General features: G+C 70.9%; 19 protein-coding genes. 8 read left to right on the top strand and 11 right to left on the bottom strand.

Features of this window, described 5'->3' with window-relative positions:
• Positions 1 to 11 precede the first annotated feature (11 nt).
• Positions 12 to 1,052, bottom strand: a complete 1,041-nt coding sequence (locus tag A6A29_RS17700) for an alkylhydroperoxidase (RefSeq protein ID WP_079182831.1) — start codon at positions 1,050 to 1,052, stop codon at positions 12 to 14.
• 104 nt (positions 1,053 to 1,156) lie between these two features.
• Complete coding sequence (locus A6A29_RS17695) at positions 1,157 to 1,567, bottom strand: hypothetical protein (protein WP_073721045.1); 411 nt, start codon at positions 1,565 to 1,567, stop codon at positions 1,157 to 1,159.
• Positions 1,568 to 1,992: 425 nt separating this feature from the next.
• Here A6A29_RS17695 and metK point away from each other — a divergent pair, with 425 nt between their 5' ends.
• The 3 genes from metK to A6A29_RS17680 all read left to right on the top strand — a co-directional run bounded on the left by metK (position 1,993) and on the right by A6A29_RS17680 (position 4,377).
• A complete protein-coding gene (metK, locus tag A6A29_RS17690; RefSeq protein WP_073721044.1) occupies positions 1,993 to 3,171 on the top strand; it encodes a methionine adenosyltransferase in 1,179 nt (392 codons plus the stop codon).
• Positions 3,172 to 3,236: 65 nt separating this feature from the next.
• Positions 3,237 to 3,617: a hypothetical protein gene (locus tag A6A29_RS17685; RefSeq protein WP_073721043.1), complete on the top strand. Its 381-nt coding sequence runs from the start codon at positions 3,237 to 3,239 to the stop codon at positions 3,615 to 3,617.
• Positions 3,607 to 4,377, top strand: a complete 771-nt coding sequence (locus A6A29_RS17680) for a 4'-phosphopantetheinyl transferase family protein (protein ID WP_073721042.1) — start codon at positions 3,607 to 3,609, stop codon at positions 4,375 to 4,377. Before A6A29_RS17685 ends, A6A29_RS17680 begins: the two co-directional genes overlap by 11 nt.
• 51 nt (positions 4,378 to 4,428) lie before the next feature.
• Here the strand turns inward: A6A29_RS17680 and A6A29_RS44055 are convergent, their stop codons facing one another.
• Complete coding sequence (locus A6A29_RS44055) at positions 4,429 to 5,403, bottom strand: proline dehydrogenase family protein (RefSeq protein WP_073721041.1); 975 nt, start codon at positions 5,401 to 5,403, stop codon at positions 4,429 to 4,431.
• Between the two features lie 408 nt (positions 5,404 to 5,811).
• A complete protein-coding gene (locus A6A29_RS17670; RefSeq protein ID WP_073721040.1) occupies positions 5,812 to 7,047 on the bottom strand; it encodes a helix-turn-helix domain-containing protein in 1,236 nt (411 codons plus the stop codon).
• Between the two features lie 284 nt (positions 7,048 to 7,331).
• Between A6A29_RS17670 and A6A29_RS45270 the strand changes: the two genes are divergently transcribed.
• From A6A29_RS45270 to gltX, 5 genes are all read left to right on the top strand, one after another.
• Positions 7,332 to 7,982: an acyl carrier protein gene (locus tag A6A29_RS45270; protein ID WP_073721039.1), complete on the top strand. Its 651-nt coding sequence runs from the start codon at positions 7,332 to 7,334 to the stop codon at positions 7,980 to 7,982.
• A 707-nt stretch (positions 7,983 to 8,689) separates the two neighbouring features.
• The gene (locus A6A29_RS17660) at positions 8,690 to 9,223 is read left to right on the top strand and encodes a carboxymuconolactone decarboxylase family protein (RefSeq protein WP_073721086.1); all 534 of its coding nucleotides are present in this window, start codon (positions 8,690 to 8,692) and stop codon (positions 9,221 to 9,223) included.
• A 351-nt stretch (positions 9,224 to 9,574) separates the two neighbouring features.
• Complete coding sequence (locus A6A29_RS17650) at positions 9,575 to 10,573, top strand: class I SAM-dependent methyltransferase (protein WP_198953100.1); 999 nt, start codon at positions 9,575 to 9,577, stop codon at positions 10,571 to 10,573.
• A 93-nt stretch (positions 10,574 to 10,666) separates the two neighbouring features.
• A complete protein-coding gene (locus tag A6A29_RS17645; protein WP_073721036.1) occupies positions 10,667 to 12,337 on the top strand; it encodes a thiamine pyrophosphate-binding protein in 1,671 nt (556 codons plus the stop codon).
• A 300-nt stretch (positions 12,338 to 12,637) separates the two neighbouring features.
• Positions 12,638 to 14,008 carry a glutamate--tRNA ligase gene (gene gltX, locus A6A29_RS17640; protein ID WP_241838531.1) on the top strand — a complete coding sequence of 457 codons (1,371 nt, stop codon included), beginning with the start codon at positions 12,638 to 12,640 and terminating at the stop codon, positions 14,006 to 14,008.
• A 286-nt stretch (positions 14,009 to 14,294) separates the two neighbouring features.
• On the opposite strand, the gene A6A29_RS17635 is transcribed toward gltX, so the two are convergent.
• The 7 genes from A6A29_RS17635 to A6A29_RS17605 all read right to left on the bottom strand — a co-directional run bounded on the left by A6A29_RS17635 (position 14,295) and on the right by A6A29_RS17605 (position 20,760).
• A complete protein-coding gene (locus A6A29_RS17635) occupies positions 14,295 to 15,392 on the bottom strand; it encodes a radical SAM/SPASM domain-containing protein (RefSeq protein WP_073721034.1) in 1,098 nt (365 codons plus the stop codon).
• Positions 15,393 to 15,406: 14 nt separating this feature from the next.
• Entirely contained in the window at positions 15,407 to 16,525 is a 1,119-nt protein-coding gene (locus A6A29_RS17630) for a radical SAM/SPASM domain-containing protein (protein ID WP_073721033.1), read from the bottom strand.
• Entirely contained in the window at positions 16,522 to 17,301 is a 780-nt protein-coding gene (locus tag A6A29_RS17625; protein WP_073721032.1) for a nucleotidyltransferase domain-containing protein, read from the bottom strand. Before A6A29_RS17625 ends, A6A29_RS17630 begins: the two co-directional genes overlap by 4 nt.
• Positions 17,298 to 18,734, bottom strand: a complete 1,437-nt coding sequence (locus A6A29_RS17620) for an FAD-dependent oxidoreductase (protein ID WP_073721031.1) — start codon at positions 18,732 to 18,734, stop codon at positions 17,298 to 17,300. The genes A6A29_RS17625 and A6A29_RS17620 overlap by 4 nt, the downstream gene beginning before the upstream one ends.
• A complete protein-coding gene (locus tag A6A29_RS17615; protein ID WP_073721030.1) occupies positions 18,731 to 19,627 on the bottom strand; it encodes a hypothetical protein in 897 nt (298 codons plus the stop codon). The genes A6A29_RS17620 and A6A29_RS17615 overlap by 4 nt, the downstream gene beginning before the upstream one ends.
• A 98-nt stretch (positions 19,628 to 19,725) precedes the next feature.
• Positions 19,726 to 19,854, bottom strand: coding sequence for a hypothetical protein (locus tag A6A29_RS47540; protein WP_274535812.1), 129 nt, complete (start codon positions 19,852 to 19,854; stop codon positions 19,726 to 19,728).
• 432 nt (positions 19,855 to 20,286) lie between these two features.
• A complete protein-coding gene (locus A6A29_RS17605; protein ID WP_073721085.1) occupies positions 20,287 to 20,760 on the bottom strand; it encodes an ATP-binding protein in 474 nt (157 codons plus the stop codon).
• Between the last annotated feature and the right edge of the window lie 399 nt (positions 20,761 to 21,159).

Here is a 21,159-nt window from a genome sequence, read left to right as displayed (position 1 = left end):
GTGCCGGGGGCTCAGCGTCCGGGCGCCGGACGGGGAACGGCCGACCGGGCGCCGATGTGGACGGCGGTGGTCAGGGCGGCCCAGGAGGTCAGTTCGATCAACTCGCCGTCACCGGGCCGGTGCTCACGGAACGCGGCCACATCGGCGTCGGTGACCTGGTGCGCGGCGAACGCGGTCAGCAGGGCGAGCCGCGCGGTGGACAGGCAGTCCGCCGGCAGACCGGCCAGTGCCTCACCGAGCCAGGCCCGGCTCAGACCCACCGGACCGCCGTCCCATCCGGCCAGCCGCTCCCGCAGCCGCTCGCGCACCGGCTCGGGCACCCAGCGCGCCGCGTCATCCACGGCCGCCACCGCCCGCCCCAGCGCGTCGGCCACCGCCGGCTTCTCCCGCGCCCACTCCAGGCCGGCCGGCAGGGGCGCGGCGGGCAGGAGGGCGAGCGAGTCCCCGGCCCGCAGCGGTCCCGGCCCGACCGGCCGCATGGCGCGGGCGGCCGTGCGCAGGATGGTGCCGCGCAGGAAGCCGGGGGCCTGGTCGGGCACGGGGGAGTCGGCGAGGAAGACGGCGACCATCCGGTTGATGTAGTGGAAGGTGACGGCCACCCCCTGGATCTCGGCCGCCGCGGCGGCCGAGAACGGCAGGACGGGCGCCTGACGGCCCTCCTCGCCGGGGCGGCCCGTCGCGCGGGCCCACGCGACGAGCGCGGCATCGGTGCCGGCCGGCTCCGCCTCCAGGGTCTGGAGCGTGGCCCGGTGGACATCGACGCAGTACGAGCAGGAGTTGGCCTCGGAGACCGCGGTCGCCGTGACCTCCTTGGCCGCCCGGCCCGCCGCCCCTTCGACCAGCAGCGTCTCCCGCAGCATCAGCCAGCCCGCGGCGAGCGGAGCGGGGGCGGGGGAGTGCAGGGCCACCGGCGGGGCCAGTACCCCGAAGTCCCGTTCCACCTGGGCGTACACCTCGGCCACCGGCCCGTACGCCTCGGCGGGCGCGACCACCCGCACGTACCGCACATCCTTGAGCGCGCCCCGCAGCACTGCCCTGACAACCGGCCTCACGGTCATGCACCTCCTGGGTCCCGATTCCGCACCCCCGCCGACGGCCGGCGCGACGTGCGCCCGATCCTGACCCCGCGGCCCGGCGTGACGCATCCTCAGAACTGCTAAGCGGCGGGCGGCACGGCGCGCAGCGCGGGCTTGCGGGCCGCGGTCCGGGCCACCGCCTCGCCCAACAGACGCAGCGGGGGGAGGGCCGCGCCGTCGTCGGTGGCACGGCGTGCCTCGGCCTGCGCGACGGCCGCGCACATCCGGTCCCAGTCGGTGGGTTCGGTGACCTCGGCGGCCTCGGGCACGGAGGCGGGCGCGGACGCCGGGCCCGCCTCCGCGTCCGGCGCCGGGTCATGGAGGGCGACGCCGAACACCCCCTGGTCCACGAACATGCGTACCAGCGCCGTGGCCGCGCCCTTCGCGGCCGCCGCGGTGTAGGCGGTGGAAGCGGCGGCGGCCGCGGTGAGCACCGCCGCTGCCGTCGGTTCGCTCTCGGCCCCGTGGGCCGCCGGGCGGATGTCGCTCATGCTCTGCCTCCCTTGCCGGGTGGGAGCCGGGACCGGCCTCGCGGCCACGGCATGGTGTCCGGGAGAACCGTGGCGGCGAGGGGCGACGGTTCCGTTCCGGCAGACCTCCCGGGAGCACGTCGCCCCGGGACAGCACGGTGGTGATCAGCTGGAAAAGGACCATTCTCGGACCTGCCGCCGCCGGGGTCGTCTTCTCCTGTGCGCAGAGCCGCGGGAGCCGCCGCCCGTCGGCCCGCGCGGCTCCGCGACCCCCGCGACCTGCCTGAGTGCGCTTCGCGGGCGGCCCCTCCCGACACTTGTCCAAGTCGCCGTGTCCACGGGGCGCGTTTGACCTTTGGATGGACAGTGGCTCCATGCGCGCGCCGTGGTGTGCCGGAAACGCCGCGACGGCACCGCATTCCTATTCTCCGAGAGGAATCACTGGCATGGCCGGGAGACTGTTCACCTCGGAGTCCGTGACCGAAGGACATCCGGACAAGATCGCCGATCAGATCAGCGACACCGTGCTCGACGCGCTGCTGCGCGCGGACCCGACCGCACGGGTCGCGGTGGAGACCATGGTCACCACCGGCCTGGTGCACGTCGCGGGCGAGGTGAGCACCGCGGCCTACGTGCCCATCGCCCGGCTGGTGCGCGAGAAGGTCCTGGAGATCGGCTACGACTCCTCGGCCAAGGGCTTCGACGGTGCCTCCTGCGGTGTCTCGGTGTCGATCGGCGCGCAGTCGCCCGACATCGCGCAGGGAGTGGACACCGGCGGCGCGGGCGACCAGGGCCTGATGTTCGGTTACGCCTGCGACGAGACGCCCGAGCTGATGCCGCTCCCGATCCATCTGGCGCACCGGCTCGCGCGCCGGCTGACGGAGGTCCGCAAGGACGGGACCGTCCCCTATCTGCGCCCCGACGGCAAGACCCAGGTCACCATCGAGTACGACGGTGACACGGCGGTCCGGCTCGACACGGTGGTCGTCTCCTCGCAGCACGCCTCGGACATCGACCTGGACTCGCTGCTCACCCCGGACATCCGTGAGTTCGTCGTCGAGCACGTCCTGGCGCAGCTCGTCGAGGACGGCATCAAGCTGGCGACGGAGGGCTACCGGCTGCTGGTGAACCCGACCGGCCGTTTCGAGATCGGCGGCCCGATGGGCGACGCCGGGCTGACCGGCCGCAAGATCATCATCGATACGTACGGCGGTATGGCCCGGCACGGTGGCGGAGCGTTCTCGGGCAAGGACCCCTCGAAGGTGGACCGTTCGGCGGCGTACGCGATGCGCTGGGTCGCGAAGAACGTGGTGGCGGCGGGCCTCGCCTCCCGCTGCGAGGTGCAGGTCGCGTACGCGATCGGCAAGGCCGAACCGGTGGGCCTGTTCGTCGAGACCTTCGGCACCCACACCGTGCCGCCGCACCGCATCCAGCAGGCCATCGGCGACGTCTTCGACCTCCGCCCGGCCGCCATCATCCGCGACCTCGACCTGCTCCGGCCGATCTACGCCCAGACCGCCGCGTACGGCCACTTCGGCCGCGAAATCCCCGACTTCACCTGGGAGCGCACCGACCGCGTCGAGGCCCTGCGCCGCGCCGTCGGCGCACCGGCCACCTCCTCCTGAAAGGCCGCCGCCGGGGGCAGTGCGCGGCATCCCGTCCGACACCCGTCCCTCCGTGAGGAGTCACCATGCCGAACACCACAGCACAGCTCCCGAGTACGCCACGGCCGGCGGAAACGCGTCTGTGCGAGGGCCTGGACGCACTCGCCGAGCGCGCGCGGTGCGGCGCCTGGACACCCACGCCGCTGGAACGGCGCATCGCCGGCCTGCTCACCGTCGCGGCAGCGGGCGACGGCCTGCTCACCGCGGAGCGGGTGCGTACCGCGCTGTGGGAAGGGGCCGTCGCCCTGGTCCAGGAGAACGGCGGCGAACTGGCCGGGCTCCTGGCGGACGTGCTGCCGGTCCTGACGGGGCACGCGTACGGGGCGGACGGTGTCCGGCACACCGACGGCCTCCTGGACGACGTGTACCGGTTCGTCGCCGCGACGGCCACCGGCCATGCGTACTGACCTCGCTGTCCGGAGTCCGCGGTGCGAGGCGCCCGCGTCACCCGCGCCGCGGATACCCGGAGTCCTGATCCCCGGGGCTCCCCCCGGTCCGCTGCGGCTGCCCGACGGTGCCGCGCACCTGTGGCTGGCGGACGCGAACACGCGCCCGGAGAAGGTGGCGGAGCTCGCCCGTCTCGTGCTCGACGACACGGAACGGGACCGGGCCGCCGCACTGCGCCGCAGCGCCGACCGCCGGTGCTACGTCACCGCTCATGTGGCCCTGCGGCTGCTGCTCGGGGCCCAGCTCGGGATCGCGGCCGACCGGGTCCGCTTCCGGCGCGAGCCCTGCCCCTGCTGCGGCGAACCGCACGGCAGACCCGCGCCCGAGGACCCGGACGTGCCCCTTCACTTCTCGCTCTCGCACAGCGGCGATCTCGCGCTGCTCGCCTTCGCCGCGACGCCCGTCGGGGCGGACGTACAGACCAAGGGCTCGGCCGAGGCCGCCGACGAGATCAAGGGGGTGCTGCATCCCCGGGAGGAGGCGGAACTGGCCGCCTGCTCCGAGGCCGACCGCCCCGACGCGTTCGCGCGGGCCTGGGTGCGCAAGGAGGCCTACCTCAAGGGACTCGGCACCGGTCTCGCCCGCAGCCCGGCGCTGGACTACCTCGGCACCGGTACGGCGGCGGTGGCCGGGCCGCCCGGCTGGCGGGTGGAGGACGTCGCGGTCCCGCGCGGATACGCGGCCGCCGTCGCGGTCCGGGAGGAGGGGCGGCCGGCCTGAGGACCGATCGGCCGCCCCCCGGGTCCGGGGCGGCGGCCGGTCGGGTCCGGGTCAGTAGCCGATGCCGACGGTGTCGGTGCGGCCGGAGCCGATGTCGGCCAGCGCCCTGAGGACCATCGGCGGGTGCTCGGCCAGGCGCTGGAGCAGATACAGCCACCAGTTCGTCCCGTACGTGGCGTGGATCCGGCACACCAGCCCGGACTCGCGGTAGTGCCGCAGCAGTTCCGGCCGCACCCCGTGCAGCATCTCGATCTCCGTGACGCGCTCCAGCAGCCCGCGTTCCCGCGCCGCGGCGAGCACCACGGGGTCCTGGGTGGCGAGGCTCAGCCGGACCCCGCCGTCCACGAGGCTCTGCGCGAGGTCCAGAAAGCGGTCGTCGAGGGCGGGCCCGCGCGGCAGGGCGATGTGGGGCGGTTCGGGGAAGGCGCCCTTGACCAGCCGGATCGTACGGCCGGGCCGGGCCAGCGTCGCCGCGTCGTGCTCGGTGCGGTGCAGATGCGCCTGGAGCGTGATCCCGACGTTCGCGTACCGGTCCGAGAGCGGGCGGTACACGGCGAGTACGGCGTCGACGCCCGGCGCGCGCTCCATGCTGAGGACGACCTCGCTGCCGTGCCGGGCCGCGGCGGCCGCGATCCGCCCGGTGTTCTCCACGGCGAGGCGGGACGAGCGGGCGAGGCCCACCTGGGACAGCTCGAAACCGAGCCGGTCGGGGGCCGGTTCCGCTTCGAGCAGGCTCAGATACTCCGCGACGACCTGCTCGATCTGCGCGGGATCGTCGGCGTTCTGATGGGGCGCGGCGCACTCGGCGGCCACCAGGTAGCCCCTCGCCCGCAGCTTTCCGACCTGTTCGAGGAACCCGTCCCGGTCGGGAGCCAGTACGTAGCGCCGCGCGGCGGGGGAGAGGATGTCCTGCAGCACCGAGCCGGGGGCGGCGAACGCGACCCGGCACCGGGTGTCGGTGGCCAGCTTGCGCAGCCCCTCGGCCGCGGATTCCAGCAGCGCACGCTGGGAGAGCTCGTCGGTCATGGCAGCGCCTCGGCATTCCTGTCGGTACACGGGAGCGCCCGGCCCCGCGCGCACGGATGGGCAGTGAAGGCTCCTGGCAATAAGTTGCCAACCGGATGGGCGGGCAGGAATGCGGAAGCGCCGGGAAAACACCTGCTCGGCCTCATGATCCGCATGATCAGCCACTCCCCGGTCGAAGGCTCGATACGCATAATGTGCCAGCCTTGCCATTTCTCAGGCAAAATATTGCCACAGTTCTGGGCGGGTTGGCAATATCGACGAGGGGGCAGTCGCGCGGAGCCTGCGGGGAGGGAGCTACGGGAAGGGGGCCTGCGGGGATGGGGTCTGCGGGGAGGGGCCGTGAAAGGCCGCCGCCCGGGGCACCGATGACTTCCTGGTCATCGGTGCCCCGGGCGACGGGGTGGTACGTCAGGCGGCCGGGGCGCTCTGCGCCTTGTCGCGGGCCTTCATCAGGCACTCGGCGGCCAGCCGCCAGATCTCCGCGGCGAGATCTATGTTGGAGTTCTCCTGGGCCTGTAGGGCGAGGGTCTGCAGCCCGGCCAGGCCCTCGTCCTCCTCGCCGTTCAGGATGCGCAGCTGGTTGCCGAGGACCTCCAGGCGCACCCGGGTCTGGTACGGCAGGCGCAGCTCGGCCCGGCCGAGCCGGTCCAGCAGCGCGCGGGCGTCGGCGAACTTGCCTTCGTGGAAGGCGAGGCGGGCCCGCAGAGCGGTCAGCGACTGTTCGAGCGCGGGTGTGCGGGCGAAGGGGAGTGCCGCCTCGGCTGCCTCGATGCACCGCTGGGCGGCATCGGGCTCGGGCGGGAACTTCTGCAGATGCAGTTCGGCCATGGCCACCCGCAGCCGCAGCCAGATGGTGAGGTTCTCCCGGCTGTCGAAGCCGTCCAGGGCCTGCTGGAAGAGGTCCTGCGCCACGCCGAACTCGCCCTCGCGGACCTTGAGGGCGCCCGCGGTCCACAGCGATTCGGCCCACAGGGTGTCGGAGCGGCCTTCCACCAGGGAGGTCAGCTCGGACGCGTGCCGGCGGGCGTCCGGCATCCGGCCCGCCTCCGCCTCCACGGACACCAGGACCAGCAGCGCGGCGGCCACGTCCTGGGTGGAGAGGTCGTTCTCCCGGGCCAGCCGGTAGGCCGTCCCGGCTGCCTCGACCGCGGGGACGATCTCGCCCGTGACGCGCAGGGACCTGGCCAGCTGGGTGAGTGCCCGCGCCCGCAGCTCGGCCAGACCGATCTCCTCGCTGAGCGCGGCGAGTTCGTCGAGGTAGGCGCGCTCGGCGGCCTGGTCGCCGTGGCGGCGCTTCCACTGGCCGAGCAGCCACAGGGCCTGCCAGCGCAGCATCGGCTCCTGCCCGTGCGCCGACTCCAGCGCCCCGGCCAGCAGCTCGCTGGTCTCGTCGGATTCGAGTGAGGTGGCGAGCGACAGTATCTGCGCGAGTGAGGTGGCCCGGGATTCCTCGAACTCCGAGGGACTGATGCCCAGCTGCCCCGCCAGATGTGCCACGGCGCGGTCGGTGGGCTGGCGTGCGCCCGATTCCAGGCGCGAGAGATAGCCGGTGGACATTCCGTCCCCGGCGACCACCGCCTGCGACAGGCCGCGTTCAGTCCTCAGCTGCTTCAGCCGGCGGCCGAAGGATGGCTGCTCCAGCACGTGTACACCCCAACGGATGGATGGATGACAGAGATTCCGGGCCGACCGTGTTGCCGTCTTCGCGTCACACTGTTCGTTCCAATTATGCCAAAGGATATCCGGGAAGTGTACGGGTTGGCAAACGCCTGACCTCGCAAGGTGGCTGGATAGCGGGGTCTGGAGGGAGGGTTCGGGCAACGTGTGTTGCCAGAAACCTTGGAAAGTTGTTGCCAGCCAGGTGGGGGTTGTCGTACGATGACGGGCAAGATGATGCCAGCCCGTCGATGTCCACAGGAGTGGCGAAAATGACCCGTGACCGCTCTGCCGTCATCGCCCTCACCGGTACCGACCGGGCCGGCGCCTCCACAGCACCCGTCGAATCCGCGGCACCCGACGCACCCGACGCACCTGCCGCGCCCATCGATCCCGCCCAGGATGTGCGGGAGTTCATGTTCGGCGCCTGGAGCGATCTGCTCGGCTGCCACAACCTCACCGAACACGCGGACTTCTTCACCCGCGGCGGCGACTCGCTGCTGTTCACCCGACTGGTACGGCGCGTCGGCAAGGAGTTCGGCGTCGTGATCCCGCTGCACGACATGTCGCGGCGGAATCTGGGCGACCAGATCGACCTCGTCCACACGCTGCGCAGCCGCGGCATCTCCGGGCGCGCCCGGCCCGCCGTCACGACGGGTGGCATCCGGACCTTCCTGGCCGAGCAGTGGCGGGATGTCCTCGACTGTCCGCTCCCGTCCGACGGTTCGGACTTCTTCGCCCTGGGCGGCGACTCGCTTCTGGTCACCCGGCTCGTGCGGCGCGTCGGCAAGGAGTTCGGCGTCGAGGTCTCGGTGCGCGACATCCTGTCCGCCACGACGCTGGCCGATCAGACCCGGCTGGTGAGCGGCCTGCTCACCGAGGCCCTGCGCCCCGCACCCCTGCTCCGGCGCCGGGCCGCCTGAAGCCCCTCCTGATCCCTCTGTACCTCTCCTGATCCTCCCCGCACGCCTCCCCGCGTGCTCCCCGTCCTCGCCCCGGCCCGGTTCATCCGGCCGGGGCGAGGGCTTTCCGCGTGCCGCGAGTCCGGGAGGCGCTCCGTGGAGCGGCAGGGGGCCTGTGGGGCCTCTTGAGGCCCATACGCGGGCCCGGCCAGGCTCCCCAGGGCCTGCGGGCCCGCAGGCCCTCGGCGGCCTTCCCCGGCCTTCCCCGGTCTCCTTCTCCGGGTACGCCACCCTGCCCGCCCTCCTGCCGGCCAGCCGCCGGCCAGCCGCCCTCCCGCAGGCCCTCCGGCCCTCCCACCTGGCTCCCTGGCGTCGCTCCGCCCGGACCGGCGTGGCCGAGGTGGTCACGAGGCAACACCCCTCCATACAGGCAAGTTGCCAAAGTCTGGCAAAACGTTGCCATTCCCGGCGGGGCTCACTACCTTCCTGGGATCGGGAGACTTCCCACAGTTCGTGGCCGGGTCTCCGCACCTGCATCCCGCCTTCCCCGAGGAGCCGACATGCGTATCGCTCTCACCGTGACCGACGTCCGTGCCGACTCCGGCGAAGGCGTCGAGTGGCCCTGATCCCCGCCCGTCTCTTTTGCCGAACAGGCCGCTCCACACCTGGTCCAGAAGGTATTGATGTCCCTGACGCCTGCCTTCCCGCTCGTCGACAAGGGGCTTTCCATGACGCACATCGCACTCGACAACGACCTCCCCGGGATCAGCGGCCTGATGGCCCAACGGCCCGACACCGCAGGCCCGCTGGGGGACCTCGCCAACGCGCTGCTGCGCGCGCCGTCCTCGCTGAGCGCCGGTGAGCGCGAGCTGATCGCGGCGTACGTCTCCGAGCTCAACGGCACCGAGTTCTGCTCCGCCTCGCACAGCGCCTTCGCCGCCGCCCAGCTCCCCGGCGGCCGGGACCTGGTCGCCGCCGTGCTCGCCGACCCCGACACCGCACCCGTCAGCGCCAAGCTGCGTGCCCTGTTGCGGATCGCGGCCGAGGTCCGGGAAGCCGCCCGACCGGTCTCCGAGAAGGCGATCGCGGCCGCCCGCGCCGAGGGTGCCGACGACACCGACGTGCACGACACCGTGCTGATAGCCGCGGCCTTCTGCATGTACAACCGCTACGTCAACGGCCTCGCCACCGCGGTTCCCTCCGACCCCGCCTACTACGCGCTGTCGGCCGAGCGCATCGTCTCGCAGGGCTACCGGGGCTGAGACGGACCTCCCTCATCCGGCCGTCCCCGCCCCGGAGGCCACCATGTTCCACCGCTCCGTACCGGCGCGTCCCCGACTGCGCCGGGGGCCGCGCGGCGTGTACGCCGCACTCAGCACCTACGGCCGGCTCCTGATCGGGCCCCGTCCCCCGCACACCGGCACCGTCACGGCGCCGGTCCACCTGAACAGCCCGCGGCGGACGTCACCGGGCTGCGCGGAGAGCTGAGCAACGCCGGAGATGCCCGCCCAGACGGGCGCTCGGAACATGGACCGCGAATCGCCCACCGGTTCTGCCGGTGGGCCAGGGCGGGGACGACCCGTCGCAGGACCACCGGGATGAGGTGCTCAGCAGTGACCGTTGACATCGCGCCGACCAGCGCGCGCAGCGTTGCCACGATCTACAACTCGGCCGTCGCGGCCTTCGCCATCGCCGCCGCGTGGGAGGTGGGCGCACTGGAAGAGCTCTACCGCGAACGCACCCTGGACACAGCCGAATTCGCCGACCGCAACAGCCTCGACGCTCTCTCCACGAACGGTCTCTTCCGGGCCATGGCCTCGGTCGGACTGGTCCACCGCGAGGGCGCCACCGTGACCCCGCTGCCGGGGTTCGACGCGGTGTACCACAACAAGTCCTTCTTCCACTGGCTCGGCCGGGGCAGCGCCGAACTGTTCCAGCAGATACCGCGGGTGCTGCGCAACGAACAGCGCACCGGCGCCTACTACCGCCGGGACCCGGCGGCCATCGCGTTCGCCTGCCGCGAGATCGACGACATCACCTACGCCCCGGCCTACCGGGGAGCCATCGACCGCCTCGACTTCCCCGTGACCCGCGTCGCGGACCTCGGCTGCGGCAGCGGCGGCCGGCTGATGGACCTGCTGCGCCGCTTCCCCGACAGCACGGGCACCGGCGTCGACATCGCCGCCCCGTCCCTGGAGGTGGCGCGCAAGGAAGCCGCCGACGCCGGTCTCTCCGACCGCTCCGAGTTCGTGCAGGGGGACGTGCTCCGGCTGGAGCCGCGCCCGGAGTTCGCCGACATCGAACTGGTCACCTGCTTCATGATGGGCCACGACTTCTGGCCGCGCGAGAACTGCGTGGCGACCCTGCGCCGACTGCGCGAGGTCTTCCCGTCCGCGCGCCGGCTGCTGATCGGCGACGCCACCCGTACCGCGCTTCCGGACACCGAACTGCCGGTCTTCACCCTCGGCTTCGAGCTCGGGCACGACCTGATGGGCACCTTCCTGCCGACCGTCGACGACTGGCAGTCGGTGTTCGCCGAGGGCGGCTGGGAACTCGTACGCACCAACCGCATCGAGCTGACCGTCGGAGAGGTCATCTTCGAGCTGGCCTGATGCTCCGCTCCCCGGTACCTCACGCCCGGCTGCCGCCGTCACCGCCCCCGGAAGCCGGCGCCTCCTGTCGGCCCGGGGCGGGTAGGAGTCAGCATGACCACGCTTGCCGTCGCCGTCGCCCGTACCCTCGCAGCCGATGGCGTCCGGCACGCGTTCGGCCTGGTGGGCGGTGGCAACATCCTCGCCACCGCCGCCCTGACCGGGGCGGGCGTCCACTACACGGCGGCCCGCCACGAGGGCGGTGCCATGGCCATGGCCGACGCCTACTTCCGGGTGACGGGGGAGGTGGCGGTCTGTACGACGACCCACGGGCCGGGGCTCACCAACGCGGCCACGGCCCTGGCCGAGGCGGCCAAGAACCGTTCCGCCGCCGTCCTGTTGTGCGGTGACGCGCCGACCGGCGGGCCCAGGGCGCACGACATCGACCAGAGCGCCCTGGTGACCTCGCTCGGTGTACCCGTCGTGCGCCTCACCGATCCGGCCACCGCGGTCGCGCGGACCTCCGCCGCGCTGGAACTCGCCCGTCTCCGGCAGTGCCCCGTCGTCGTCATGCTGCCCGGTGATCTGCTGGGCGCCGAGGTGTCCACGCCCTCGGCGCCCGGCGCCAACACGACCGCGGTACCGGCCGCCGCGGCGACGGTCCGCCCCGACGAACTGGCGCCGGTGCTCCGCGCCCTGGGCCGGGCACGCCGGCCCCTGCTGCTGGCCGGAGCGGGAGCCTGGCGCGCGGGGGCCGGCAAGGTGCTGCGCGACCTCGGTGACCGGCTGGGCGCGCTGTTCACCACGACGGTGATGGCCAACGGGCTGTTCGACGAGAGTCCCTGGTCCCTCGGGATCTGCGGCGGGTTCGCCGCCCCGGAGCCCGCCGGGCTCCTCTCCGGAGCCGACCTGGTGCTGGCCTTCGGCACGAGCCTGGACACGTTCACCCTGCACGGCGGGCGGCTGCTGGATCCCGGCGCCACCGTCGTACGGATCGATCTGGAGCCCGGTCCCGGATCGGCCGGGCGCGGGGATCTCTCGGTGACCGGGGACGCCTCGGTCGTCGCCGCCCGTCTGCTGGACGCCCTCGGCACGGCCGGGACGCCGGACGGGTCCGGCACCTGGCGCTCGGCGGAGGTCCGCGCCACCGCCGCCCGCCGCTGGGACACGGTGCCCTTCACGGAGGACTCGGGCGAGGGGCGGATCGATCCGCGCACCCTCACACGGCAGATCGCCGGGCTGCTGCCCGCCGACCGCACCCTCGTGCTGGACGGCGGCCACTTCATCGCCTGGCCCGCCATGTACTGGCCGGTGCCCGATCCCGCGGCGATGGTCTTCACCGGGGCCGCCTTCCAGAGCATCGGCCTCGGCCTGGCGGGGGCGGTCGGCGCCGCGGTCGGCCGTCCCGACCGCACGACGGTGGCGGCGCTCGGTGACGGCGGCGCGTTGATGGGGCTCCCCGAGCTGGAGACCCTGGTGCGCACCGGACGGTCCTGCCTGGTGGTGGTCTACGACGACGCGTCGTACGGATTCGAGGACCACATGTACACACCGCGCGGCGCGGACCCGGCGACCGTCAACTTCGGCGACACCGATTTCGCCGGGACGGCCCGCGCGCTGGGCGCTCGGGCCGTCACCGTACGCGCACCGGAGGATCTGGCCGAGGTCACGGCCTGGCGCGAAGACGGCTGCCCCGGCACGCTGCTGTTGGACTGCAAGATCGTGCACACGGTGATGGCGCCGTTCCTGGAGGATCTGCTGGCCCCGGCGGACCGCCGGGACTGACGCGGCTGACTGCCGGATGGGACGCCCCGGAGGTATAGACCGACCGGCAGATGGGGGTGGCGTCGCGGGGAGGAGGCCGACGCCGGGGTTCAGGCGGCCGAACTGTCGGCCCTCGTACAGGAACAGGTTCGAATCAGAACCTGCTCAAGCTGAGGTGGACTGTCAACCCCCGACGCTCTGACAGGGTATGGACGGGCTGGCGCCCGCATAGCGTTGCGACCTCATGCGGCGCGTGCCGACTACCCTGGGGCTATGCCAGCAAACACGATCCGAGTTCGCTTCGCCCCGTCTCCGACAGGCATGTTCCATGTCGGGGGAGCACGGTCCGCCCTCTTCAACTGGGCCGTCGCCCGACAGCAAGCGGATGGCAAATTCGTGCTGCGCATCGAGGACACCGACGAGGCCAGGAACCGAACCGAGTGGGTCGACGGCATTCTGAGCGCCCTGTCCGCCATCCACATCAATGCCTCCGACCCTGCCTTCGAGGGCCCGTACTTTCAGTCCCACAACGTGGAGGCCCAGAGGGAGGCGACGATCCGCCTGTACCGCGAGGGCAAGGCGTACTACTGCGACTGCACCCGCGAGGAACTGGTCGCGCGTACCGGCTCTCAACACCTGGGGTACGACGGCTACTGCCGGGACCGCGGGCTGGAGCACGAGGAGGGCCGGGCGCTCCGGTTTCGCACCCCGGATGACGGCGTGACGGTCATCGCAGATGTGGTGCGAGGCTCCACAGAGTTCCCGAACAACGCCATCGAGGACTTCGTCGTAGCACGCGGCAACGGGAACCCGGTGTTCGTCCTGGCCAACGCCGTGGACGATATCCGCGAGGGAATCACGCACGTCATCCGCGGCGAAGAGCACTTGTCGAACACGCCGAAGCAGCAGTTGCTGTGGGAGGCATTCGGTGCGGAGCCTCCGGTCTGGGCGCACCTGCCAGTGATCGTCAATGAGAAGCGTCAGAAGTTGTCGAAGCGGCGCGACAAGGTGGCGCTGGAGGACTACCTCGCTGAGGGCTATCTGCCGGACGCGCTGGTGAACTACCTCATGCTGCTCGGCTGGGGGCCCGGTGACAACGTGGAGCTCCGGCCGTACGACGAGCTGGAGAAGATGTTCCGGCTGGAGGACGTGAACAAGTCATCGGCCTTCTTCGACGTGAAAAAGCTGGCAGCCTTCAACGGGGAGTACATCCGTGCCCTGCCGCTGGAGGACTTCATCCAGGTGTGCGGCCGCTGGCTGGCGGAGCCGTACGCGCCGTGGACGCCGGAGCAGTACGACGAGGCGTCGTTCCGTGCTGTTGCCGAGTTGGCGCAGACTCGGATCACCGTTCTCGGCGAGATCACGAAGTACGTGGACTGGCTGTTCCTCGATGAGGCTCTTTACGACGAGGCGTCCTGGGCGAAGGCGATGAAGGCGGGTGCGGCCGGCATTCTGGCATCCACCCGGACGCGGTGGGCCTCGGGCGAGTGGACAGCCGAGGCGCTGAAGGCCGGGCTGGAGGCTGCCGCGGCGGAGCACGGGTTGAAGCTGGGCAAGGCGCAGGCGCCTGTCCGGGTTGCCGTCACTGGCCGAACAGTCGGCCTGCCCTTGTTCGAGTCGGTGGAGGTGTTGGGCCGGGAGCGGACGTTGAAGCGCATTGATGCTGCGGCTGGCAATCTCGGCGCAGAGTGACGACCGAGGCGGGCCCGATGTCGACCGGGCCCGCCTCGGGGCACAACATCTGAAGCTCCGGCTGCCGGACACTACCGGGGCGTGTTGTCGCGCTTGCGCCGACGGTGCGTGCACCTGATGCCAAGCTCGACATCCTGGAGGGTCGGCACACACGGCTGTCCGCATGTGACGCACATGCTGTCCCCGACGGCGGAGGGCCCCCGATGAGGGGGCCGAGGCTGTTCCACCACCCCCCCCCCGCAGAGTGGGCGAAGTCATGGGAGTCGAGTGCCTTTCGTGAACGCGGTCAGCGGAGGTCTACCAGCCGGTGTGCCGTGTCGGCGGGTTCGGCCGGCATCGACCACAGCGGGCAGATGGGGATGGTCTTCTGGTCACACTCAGAGCTGACGAGAGTGCGCTGAAGGTGGTCGTACGCCGCGCAGCCGCCACCGCATACAGAGGCGTGGGAGCAGGAGCGGCAGCCGGGGGCGACCTTGCTGACCAGGGTCAGTTCGCTGGTGTTCCGTACGAGGCGGGGCACGATTCCGCCGTTGCGCCAAGTCCCGTAGTGCAGCTCGGTGTCGAAGAACGCCGAGCAGATGTAGACCCGGTTGTCGGGGAAGATCGCCAGGCGTTCGAGGTTCCGGGCGGTGCAGCCGCCGTAGCCCTGGGTGCTGATCTCGGGGAGCTGGCCGGGGGTCGCGAAGGCCGGAGGGTAGAAGACGCGGACCCGTCGGCCCGCCGCGTGCCGGCGGATGCCCTGGCACAGCTCCATCCACGCGGCGGGCGGGATCTGGAGGTGCGGCTTGTCCTTTCCGAGCCCGGTGGGCGTGAAGTAGTGGAAGGACAGCATCTCCAGGCCGATCCGGTCGGCCAGCTCGATCGCGGCGAACACGTCTTCCCGGTTCTCGGTGGTGACGGTGAAGATGGCCCGGGTCTGGAATCCGGCGGCGATGGCGCGGTCCATGCTGCGCAGGAGCGGACGCCAGGTGCTGGGGCCGCGCATCGCCTCGTGCGTCTCGCGGCGGGCCCCGTCCATCGAGAAGCTGAAGGAGTCGAGCCGGTCGTTGTCCAGTACCGGCCACACCTTGGGTGGGATCAAGCCGTTGGAGGTGATGACGGTCTTGTACCCCTGGGCCCTGCACACGTCGAGGATGCCGTCCAGCTCCGGGTGCGTCGTCGGCTCGCCGCCGAGGAGGTACACCTTGTACTGGCCGTACAGGACGCGCAGGCCGGACAGGATCTCCTCGACCTTGGCAGGGCTCATGCGGATTTCGTTGTCGAGCCGGTCACCCATGTAGCAGTGCTGGCAGCGCAGTGTGCACCGGTGGGTGATGTAGAGGAACAGGAACGGTTCCTTCGGGACGGAGGCGTGGGCGGCCCCGGCTTGCAGGTCGTCGGTCATCGGCTGGCCTTCCGCTATCGCAGGGCGTGCAGGGAGTCGGAGGGGCGGATGCCCCAGGCGGAGACGGTCCACAGGATGCACAGCGGCGTGACCTCGCGGTCGCACGCGTAGAAGCCGTCCTTCTGGTAGGCCGGGAGCTGGGAGTAGGCGGGGCAGCCGCCGCCGCAGGTGCCGGTGTTCGGGCATCCGGTGCACACCGGGTCGGCGCTCATGTACGCGTTCAGCTCGTTGTTCGGGGACGGGTTCAGGAGCATCTGCCCGTTCTCGAACTTCGCGTAGTGCCGGTCGTCGTCCATGAAGACCGGGCAGGCGAACACCGTGCCGTCGGGGTAGACATGCGGGCGGTCCAGGGTGCGGGCAGGGCAGCCGGGGTATCCGCGGTCCGCCCACTGGGCCTGCTCGTCGACGGGGACGAAGGTCGGCGGGTAGTAGACGGCGAGACGGGGCTCCGGGGGGTGCGCCTCGATCTGGGCGCAGAAGTCCATCCACTCGGTCGGGCTCAGGGGCTGGAGGAACCGTGCGCCGTTGCCGGTCTTGCCGAGGTTGTGGAACGAGAGGGTGTGCGCGCCGAGTTCGGCCAGGAAGGGGATGAGATCCAAGGCGCCGGGGGCGTTGGTCCGGGAGACGGTACACATCACGCGGACCTGGTAGCCACGGCGGCGGGCCTCCGCGATCCGGTCGGTGACCCTTTCGAAGTTGTGGGGGTTGCCGCGGATCTTGCGGTGCAGGGCGGGGTCGGCGGACTCCAGCGAGAAGTTGAACGAGCCGAGCAGGTTGGGGCCGATCCGGTCGAAGACGTGGTCCTCGAAGTCCCCGTTGCTGGAGATGGTGACGGTGTACCCGCGGTCGCGTGCTTCGCGGACGATTTGCGGGAGCTGCGGGTGCAGGGTGGGCTCCCCGCCGAGGAGGTACAGCTTGTCGTGGCCGCCGGTGATCTTGAAGTAGTCCATGATTTCGACGGCTTGCTTGACGGTCATCGTGTTCGCTGCGTTGAGCCTCGTGTTGCCCACATAGCAGGTCTTGCAGCGCAGGCCGCACGCCGTGGTCGGGTAGAGGAAGACGAACCTTTCGCGCGGCTGCGTGTAGATGGGTGGGCGGAGGCCGGAGGGCATACCGAGGTCGATGACGGTCATGAGGTGGCCTCCAGGGGAGTTGAGCGGGCGAGGCACTGCGCGGCGAAGATGCGGCGTGCGGCCCCTTCGGTGTTCGGCAGGGGGCACGCGCTCGGGCTGGGAGGAGGCGTGCTGATGGGGGTCTCGGTGGCCAGGGCCCCGGCGCGCGTGATCAGGCCGGCGCCGAACCAGCGCTCCAGCCCGACTCCGACGGGGGTGTCGACCCACTGAGGCGCGGACTCGCGCTCCGCCCAGGTCCGCGCGAGGGTGGCTTGTTCGCTCCGCTCGGGGAGGGCCAGGGACTTCTTGTGCTCCTGGACGCGGGGCATCGGCCACTTCTCGAAGAAGGCCGAGGCCCGGTTCTCCAGGGCGGGCAGGACTTGGGCGGGGTCGAGCACGTGGAGCTTGGGGTCTTCGAGGAACTTGAAGACGATGTCGCCCTTGCGGAAGATCGACAGAGGACAGTCGGCCTGGTAGCAGGCGGACCGCTGGATGGCGGGCACCGCGGCGATGGCCTGCTCGGTGAATCGGAGCAGCGTGTCGAGGCTGCCGGAGTCGAAGACCTCACCGCAGTGGTCGAAGTGGAGACCTGCCTCCCGGTGAAGGGCGCGCAGGGCGTTGGCGAAGGCAGTCTCGGACGGCCGGTCGCAGTGATTCAGGAGTACGAACACGTCGATGTCGCTGGTCGGCTTCGCCATGCCGCGGGCGTACGAGCCGCCGACGAACGCGGCGGCGAGGTTGTCACCGAAGTGCTGCTCGGCGAGGTGTACGGCTCGCCGGGTCGGAGACAGGATCACGCGGGACCTCCGGCGGAGAGCGGGGCGGCGGCGGTCAGGGCGTGGTCGGCTGCGGCGATCCCAGCGACGGCGGCCTGAAGGATGCCCTGGGCGAGACCGGAGCAGTCCCCGGCGGCGTACAGGCCCGGCAGGCTGGTCTCCATGTGCGGGGAGAGGGCGAGTTCGTCCCAGAGGCTTTCCAGCTCCAGGCCGATCACCGCGATGCGGGAGGCGTCGTGCTCGGTGAGGGGACGACCGGCGAGGGGCGGCATCAGCTCCTCGAACACCGTGCGCATAGCGGTGTGCACGGGAGCGGGGAGAATGCCGGCGAGGTTTCCGACGCCGTAGTCCGCGAGAGAGGGACGGTGCCCCGCACGCTGCGCGAAGCCGTCCAGCGTCGTGCAGGTGAGCTTGTTGTCCCGCCAGTCCGGGTACCACTGGAGGACGGGCTTCCCCGGCCGGTCATCGCGAAGGGACCGGTAGGGGGTCAGCAGGTGCTCCTCGACCCACCGGGCGTCGCACGGGCGCCCGGCCCCGTCCCGGAGCTGGGCCAGGAGTGCGAAGTTCCCCATGGCCGACTCGCCCGCCTCGGGGATGACGTGTCCGTCGAGGAGAGTGTGGTCACCGTAGTCGGTGAACTTGAGCCGCCCACCGCCGGGACCGGCACAGAAACAGAACGTCTTCACCTTGACCCCGTCGCGGACCAGGGTGGTCTTGAAGTCCTCGTGGATGAGCGCACCGCGACGGAGGAGGCCGATGGGCGCCTCGAATCGGAGCCCGACGGACGGGGTGGGCGCCTCGTGTTCCAGGTCGAGCTCACGAACCTGCCGGGCCCACCACCGCTGACCCCGTCGGCCGACGGCCATGATCACCTTGCGGGCGGTGACCGTGTCGACCGTGCCGAGCGACTTGAGGGTGGCGGTGAAGCCGTGGCGATCGTCCGGCCGTAGGTCCGTGACCTCTGTTTCGAGCCGTAAGGTCACCTGCGGACTCCCGGCCAGCCTCATGTACAGCCGCTCGACCAGAGTGCGGACCTGCGCGGAGCTGAGGGAGGCCACGGGGTAGTCCTTGACCGGAAACGGCGATCCTCCGGCCAGGGCACCACGGAAGACGGGCCGGTCGGCACCGCACATCTGGGACAGCGCCGCGTCACTCAGTTGCCCCGCGCGGTCGGCTCCGAGGAGTTCCGCCAGTCGTCGGCCGCTGGGAAAACGGGACAGCTTCACACCGTCCCCGTAGTGGATCGACCCACCGAATCCCGCGATCACGTTGCAGATCCCCCGGCAGCCGTGGCAGGACTTCATCCGGTCCACGGGGCAGACACGGCGGGTGTGGCAGCGACCGGCATCCACCAGGAGGACGTTGACGCCCTCCTGGGCGAGACGATTCGCCGCGAGCATCCCAGCCGGTCCCGCCCCGATCACGAGCACGTCCGCTGTCCGGTCGGGTTTCATACGGTGACCTCCACTGTCTGAGCGATCCACTGGCGGGCCTGGAGCGCCGGGCCGCCCATGCTGCGGTTGGCGTCCGCGAGAACGCCGAGGACCTCGGGGTCGTACAGATGCCGGTATCCGGCCGGTCTCTCCGGCAACGCGAGCGTGCAGCACAGATCGAGAACATCGCGGGCCTGCGGGCCTGTAGCCGCTTCCCGGACGTGCTGCTCGTACTCGCCGTGCAGGTTGGTTGTGGCGATGACCGTGTCGTACGGGCGCCCCTCCAGAGCCCGTTGGAGGCTGGGGTGCCTCACGACGGTGACCGTCCCGAGCCCTTCGACCAGGCGGCGCAGCTTGCGGGGGCCGCGGGTCATCATCACCACACGGTCGTAACCGGGCGGCGGGGCAGCGGCGATGGCGCGTGCAAGCATCCCGCCGCCGATCACGAGCAGCTGCCGGAGATCCGCAGGACGCTCGTCAAGCAGCAGACGAGGAAGGTCGCTGTAGTCCACCTGCGCGTACAGGCCGAACTCCTCCCGGGCACGCGTGGCCAGGAGGAGCGCGCCGCGGGTCACCCCGTAGAGGGGATGGTCCACCGCGAGGCGGGCTGCCGCCTCCCGTACCTGCCGGTAGATGAAGCGCTCGCCGGGGATCAGAGAGCGGGACCCGGCCGCGATCTGGCCGAGGCGAACGAGCGCCGCGCGCTGTCCGGAGGTGCTGGACCGCCCCAACAGCTCGAACGCCGGGGGCATGATCTCCGCTGCGGCGTACCACTCGACGCGCTGGCAGGTGTGAAGCAGGAGCCCCATGTGCGAGGGCCCGGGAGGAGAGGCACACAGCCCCTGGTGGGCGGCGCCGAGTTCGGCGAGGGAGTGAGTGGTGTCATCGGCGAAGATGTAGCTGATGGGCTGCATGAACAGCCCCCCTTCCCAGTACAGAGAGACACGATCCAAAACACACGCTGAGCTGCCCGGCCCGTGTGGGGGCCGGGACGCTGCCTTCCGTTCTGCTGTCAGCCCTGGACCAGTGAGGCCGCGAGGACGACGACGAGGAACCACGTCACGCTGAGGTACGTGAACAGACCGTGGACCAGGATGTGGTGCTCCCGGCGCATGGCCTTCAGCGAGGCGAAGCCGCTCACCCCGCGCTCGACAGGTCGGTGGGCAGTTCGCCGTCGTGTGATACCTCAGGTGTCGGTCCGCAGCCGGGGCCAGATGCGAGGCGGCGGCTCAGGGTCTCCAGCGCGGCGGCGGAGGGGAGCCCGATCGCAGCTCGGCGCTCGTCGAGGGTGCCCGGGGCACGCGTGACACAGCGGCCCAACTCCGTGACCGCGGCACTGCCGGGCTTCGGTAGCTTCTCAGCCAGCCGATGGACACTACGGTGGGAGAAGCCCCTTCCCTCCTTCTGGGGACGCCTCGCGCCAGCCAGACCAGTCGGGCCTGCGGAAGCACCGAGGACCGCGTACAGGTCGGCTTCCGGGTCGTCATCGTGGAGAAACGCGTTCCCCAGCGACGCGATCAAGTTCGTCGCGCCCACTACGAACTTCTCCGTCGATAGCATGTCAGTACGTAGGTCATGTCGCAGCCACCTCCGACTTCCCCAGGGGATGCCGGAACTCGCACCACGCCTCCTCGCCGCTGCTTCCCCAGTTGTCCGCGACGGCAGCGACGAGGAGCAGTCCACGGCCCGACTCGGCGTCGGCTCGCCTCAGCACGGCCGGCGCGGAATTTTGATCGACCACCGAGACCCGCACCGTGCCTCTGATTGCCGAGATACGGAGGCCCACTTCAGCTTCACTGCCGCCGTGCTGGATTGCGTTGGTAACCAACTCTGATACGGCCAGCTCGACGCCGTCGACCGTCGACCGCCGCACGCCTAACCGGTGTAGGAAGACCCTGGCCGCTCGCCGCATCTCAGGCACCCACAGCGGATCGGGAAGAAACATCGCTTGAAGAATCTGGGGCTCCGACAATTCCAACCCTGCAAGCTGCGGGCCATCGTGCTTACCCTGCTCCGATTTGTCGCGTGCGGTGGTGCTCTGGCTCATGCTGGCCTCGGCTTCGTGGGGAGTGCAGATCGACTTACGCCGCCCGGACGACCTCATGCGAAGGGCAGCTAGCGGAGAGCAAGCTTTCCCGCGATGCGTTGCTTTCGCCATGTCACGGCGGGTCCCACCTCCCTGCCGTCGGGTGACGCGGGGTATCACCGGCATGTCATCTGGACCCCACTTGGCACAAGATCGCTATGACCGAACCGAGTTGGGCAATAGTTTGGGTGCGGAGCTACCGACACGGCGGTGCCCACGATCGAGACCGGCTGCCTGCTGCAAGGGAGACGTTGGCCATGGAGGCTCGGACACTGCTTCAAGCGCTGGTTCGGGAACGTGGTTGGACCTACGACGGCTTCAGACGAGCATATGAGGATGCAGCTCAAGCACTAGCAACAG

It is taken from the genome of Streptomyces sp. TSRI0281 (assembly GCF_001905125.1).
Classification (GTDB): domain Bacteria; phylum Actinomycetota; class Actinomycetes; order Streptomycetales; family Streptomycetaceae; genus Streptomyces.
Note: the sequence above shows the minus strand (reverse complement) of the source record. Positions and strands in the feature narration are given on the sequence as shown.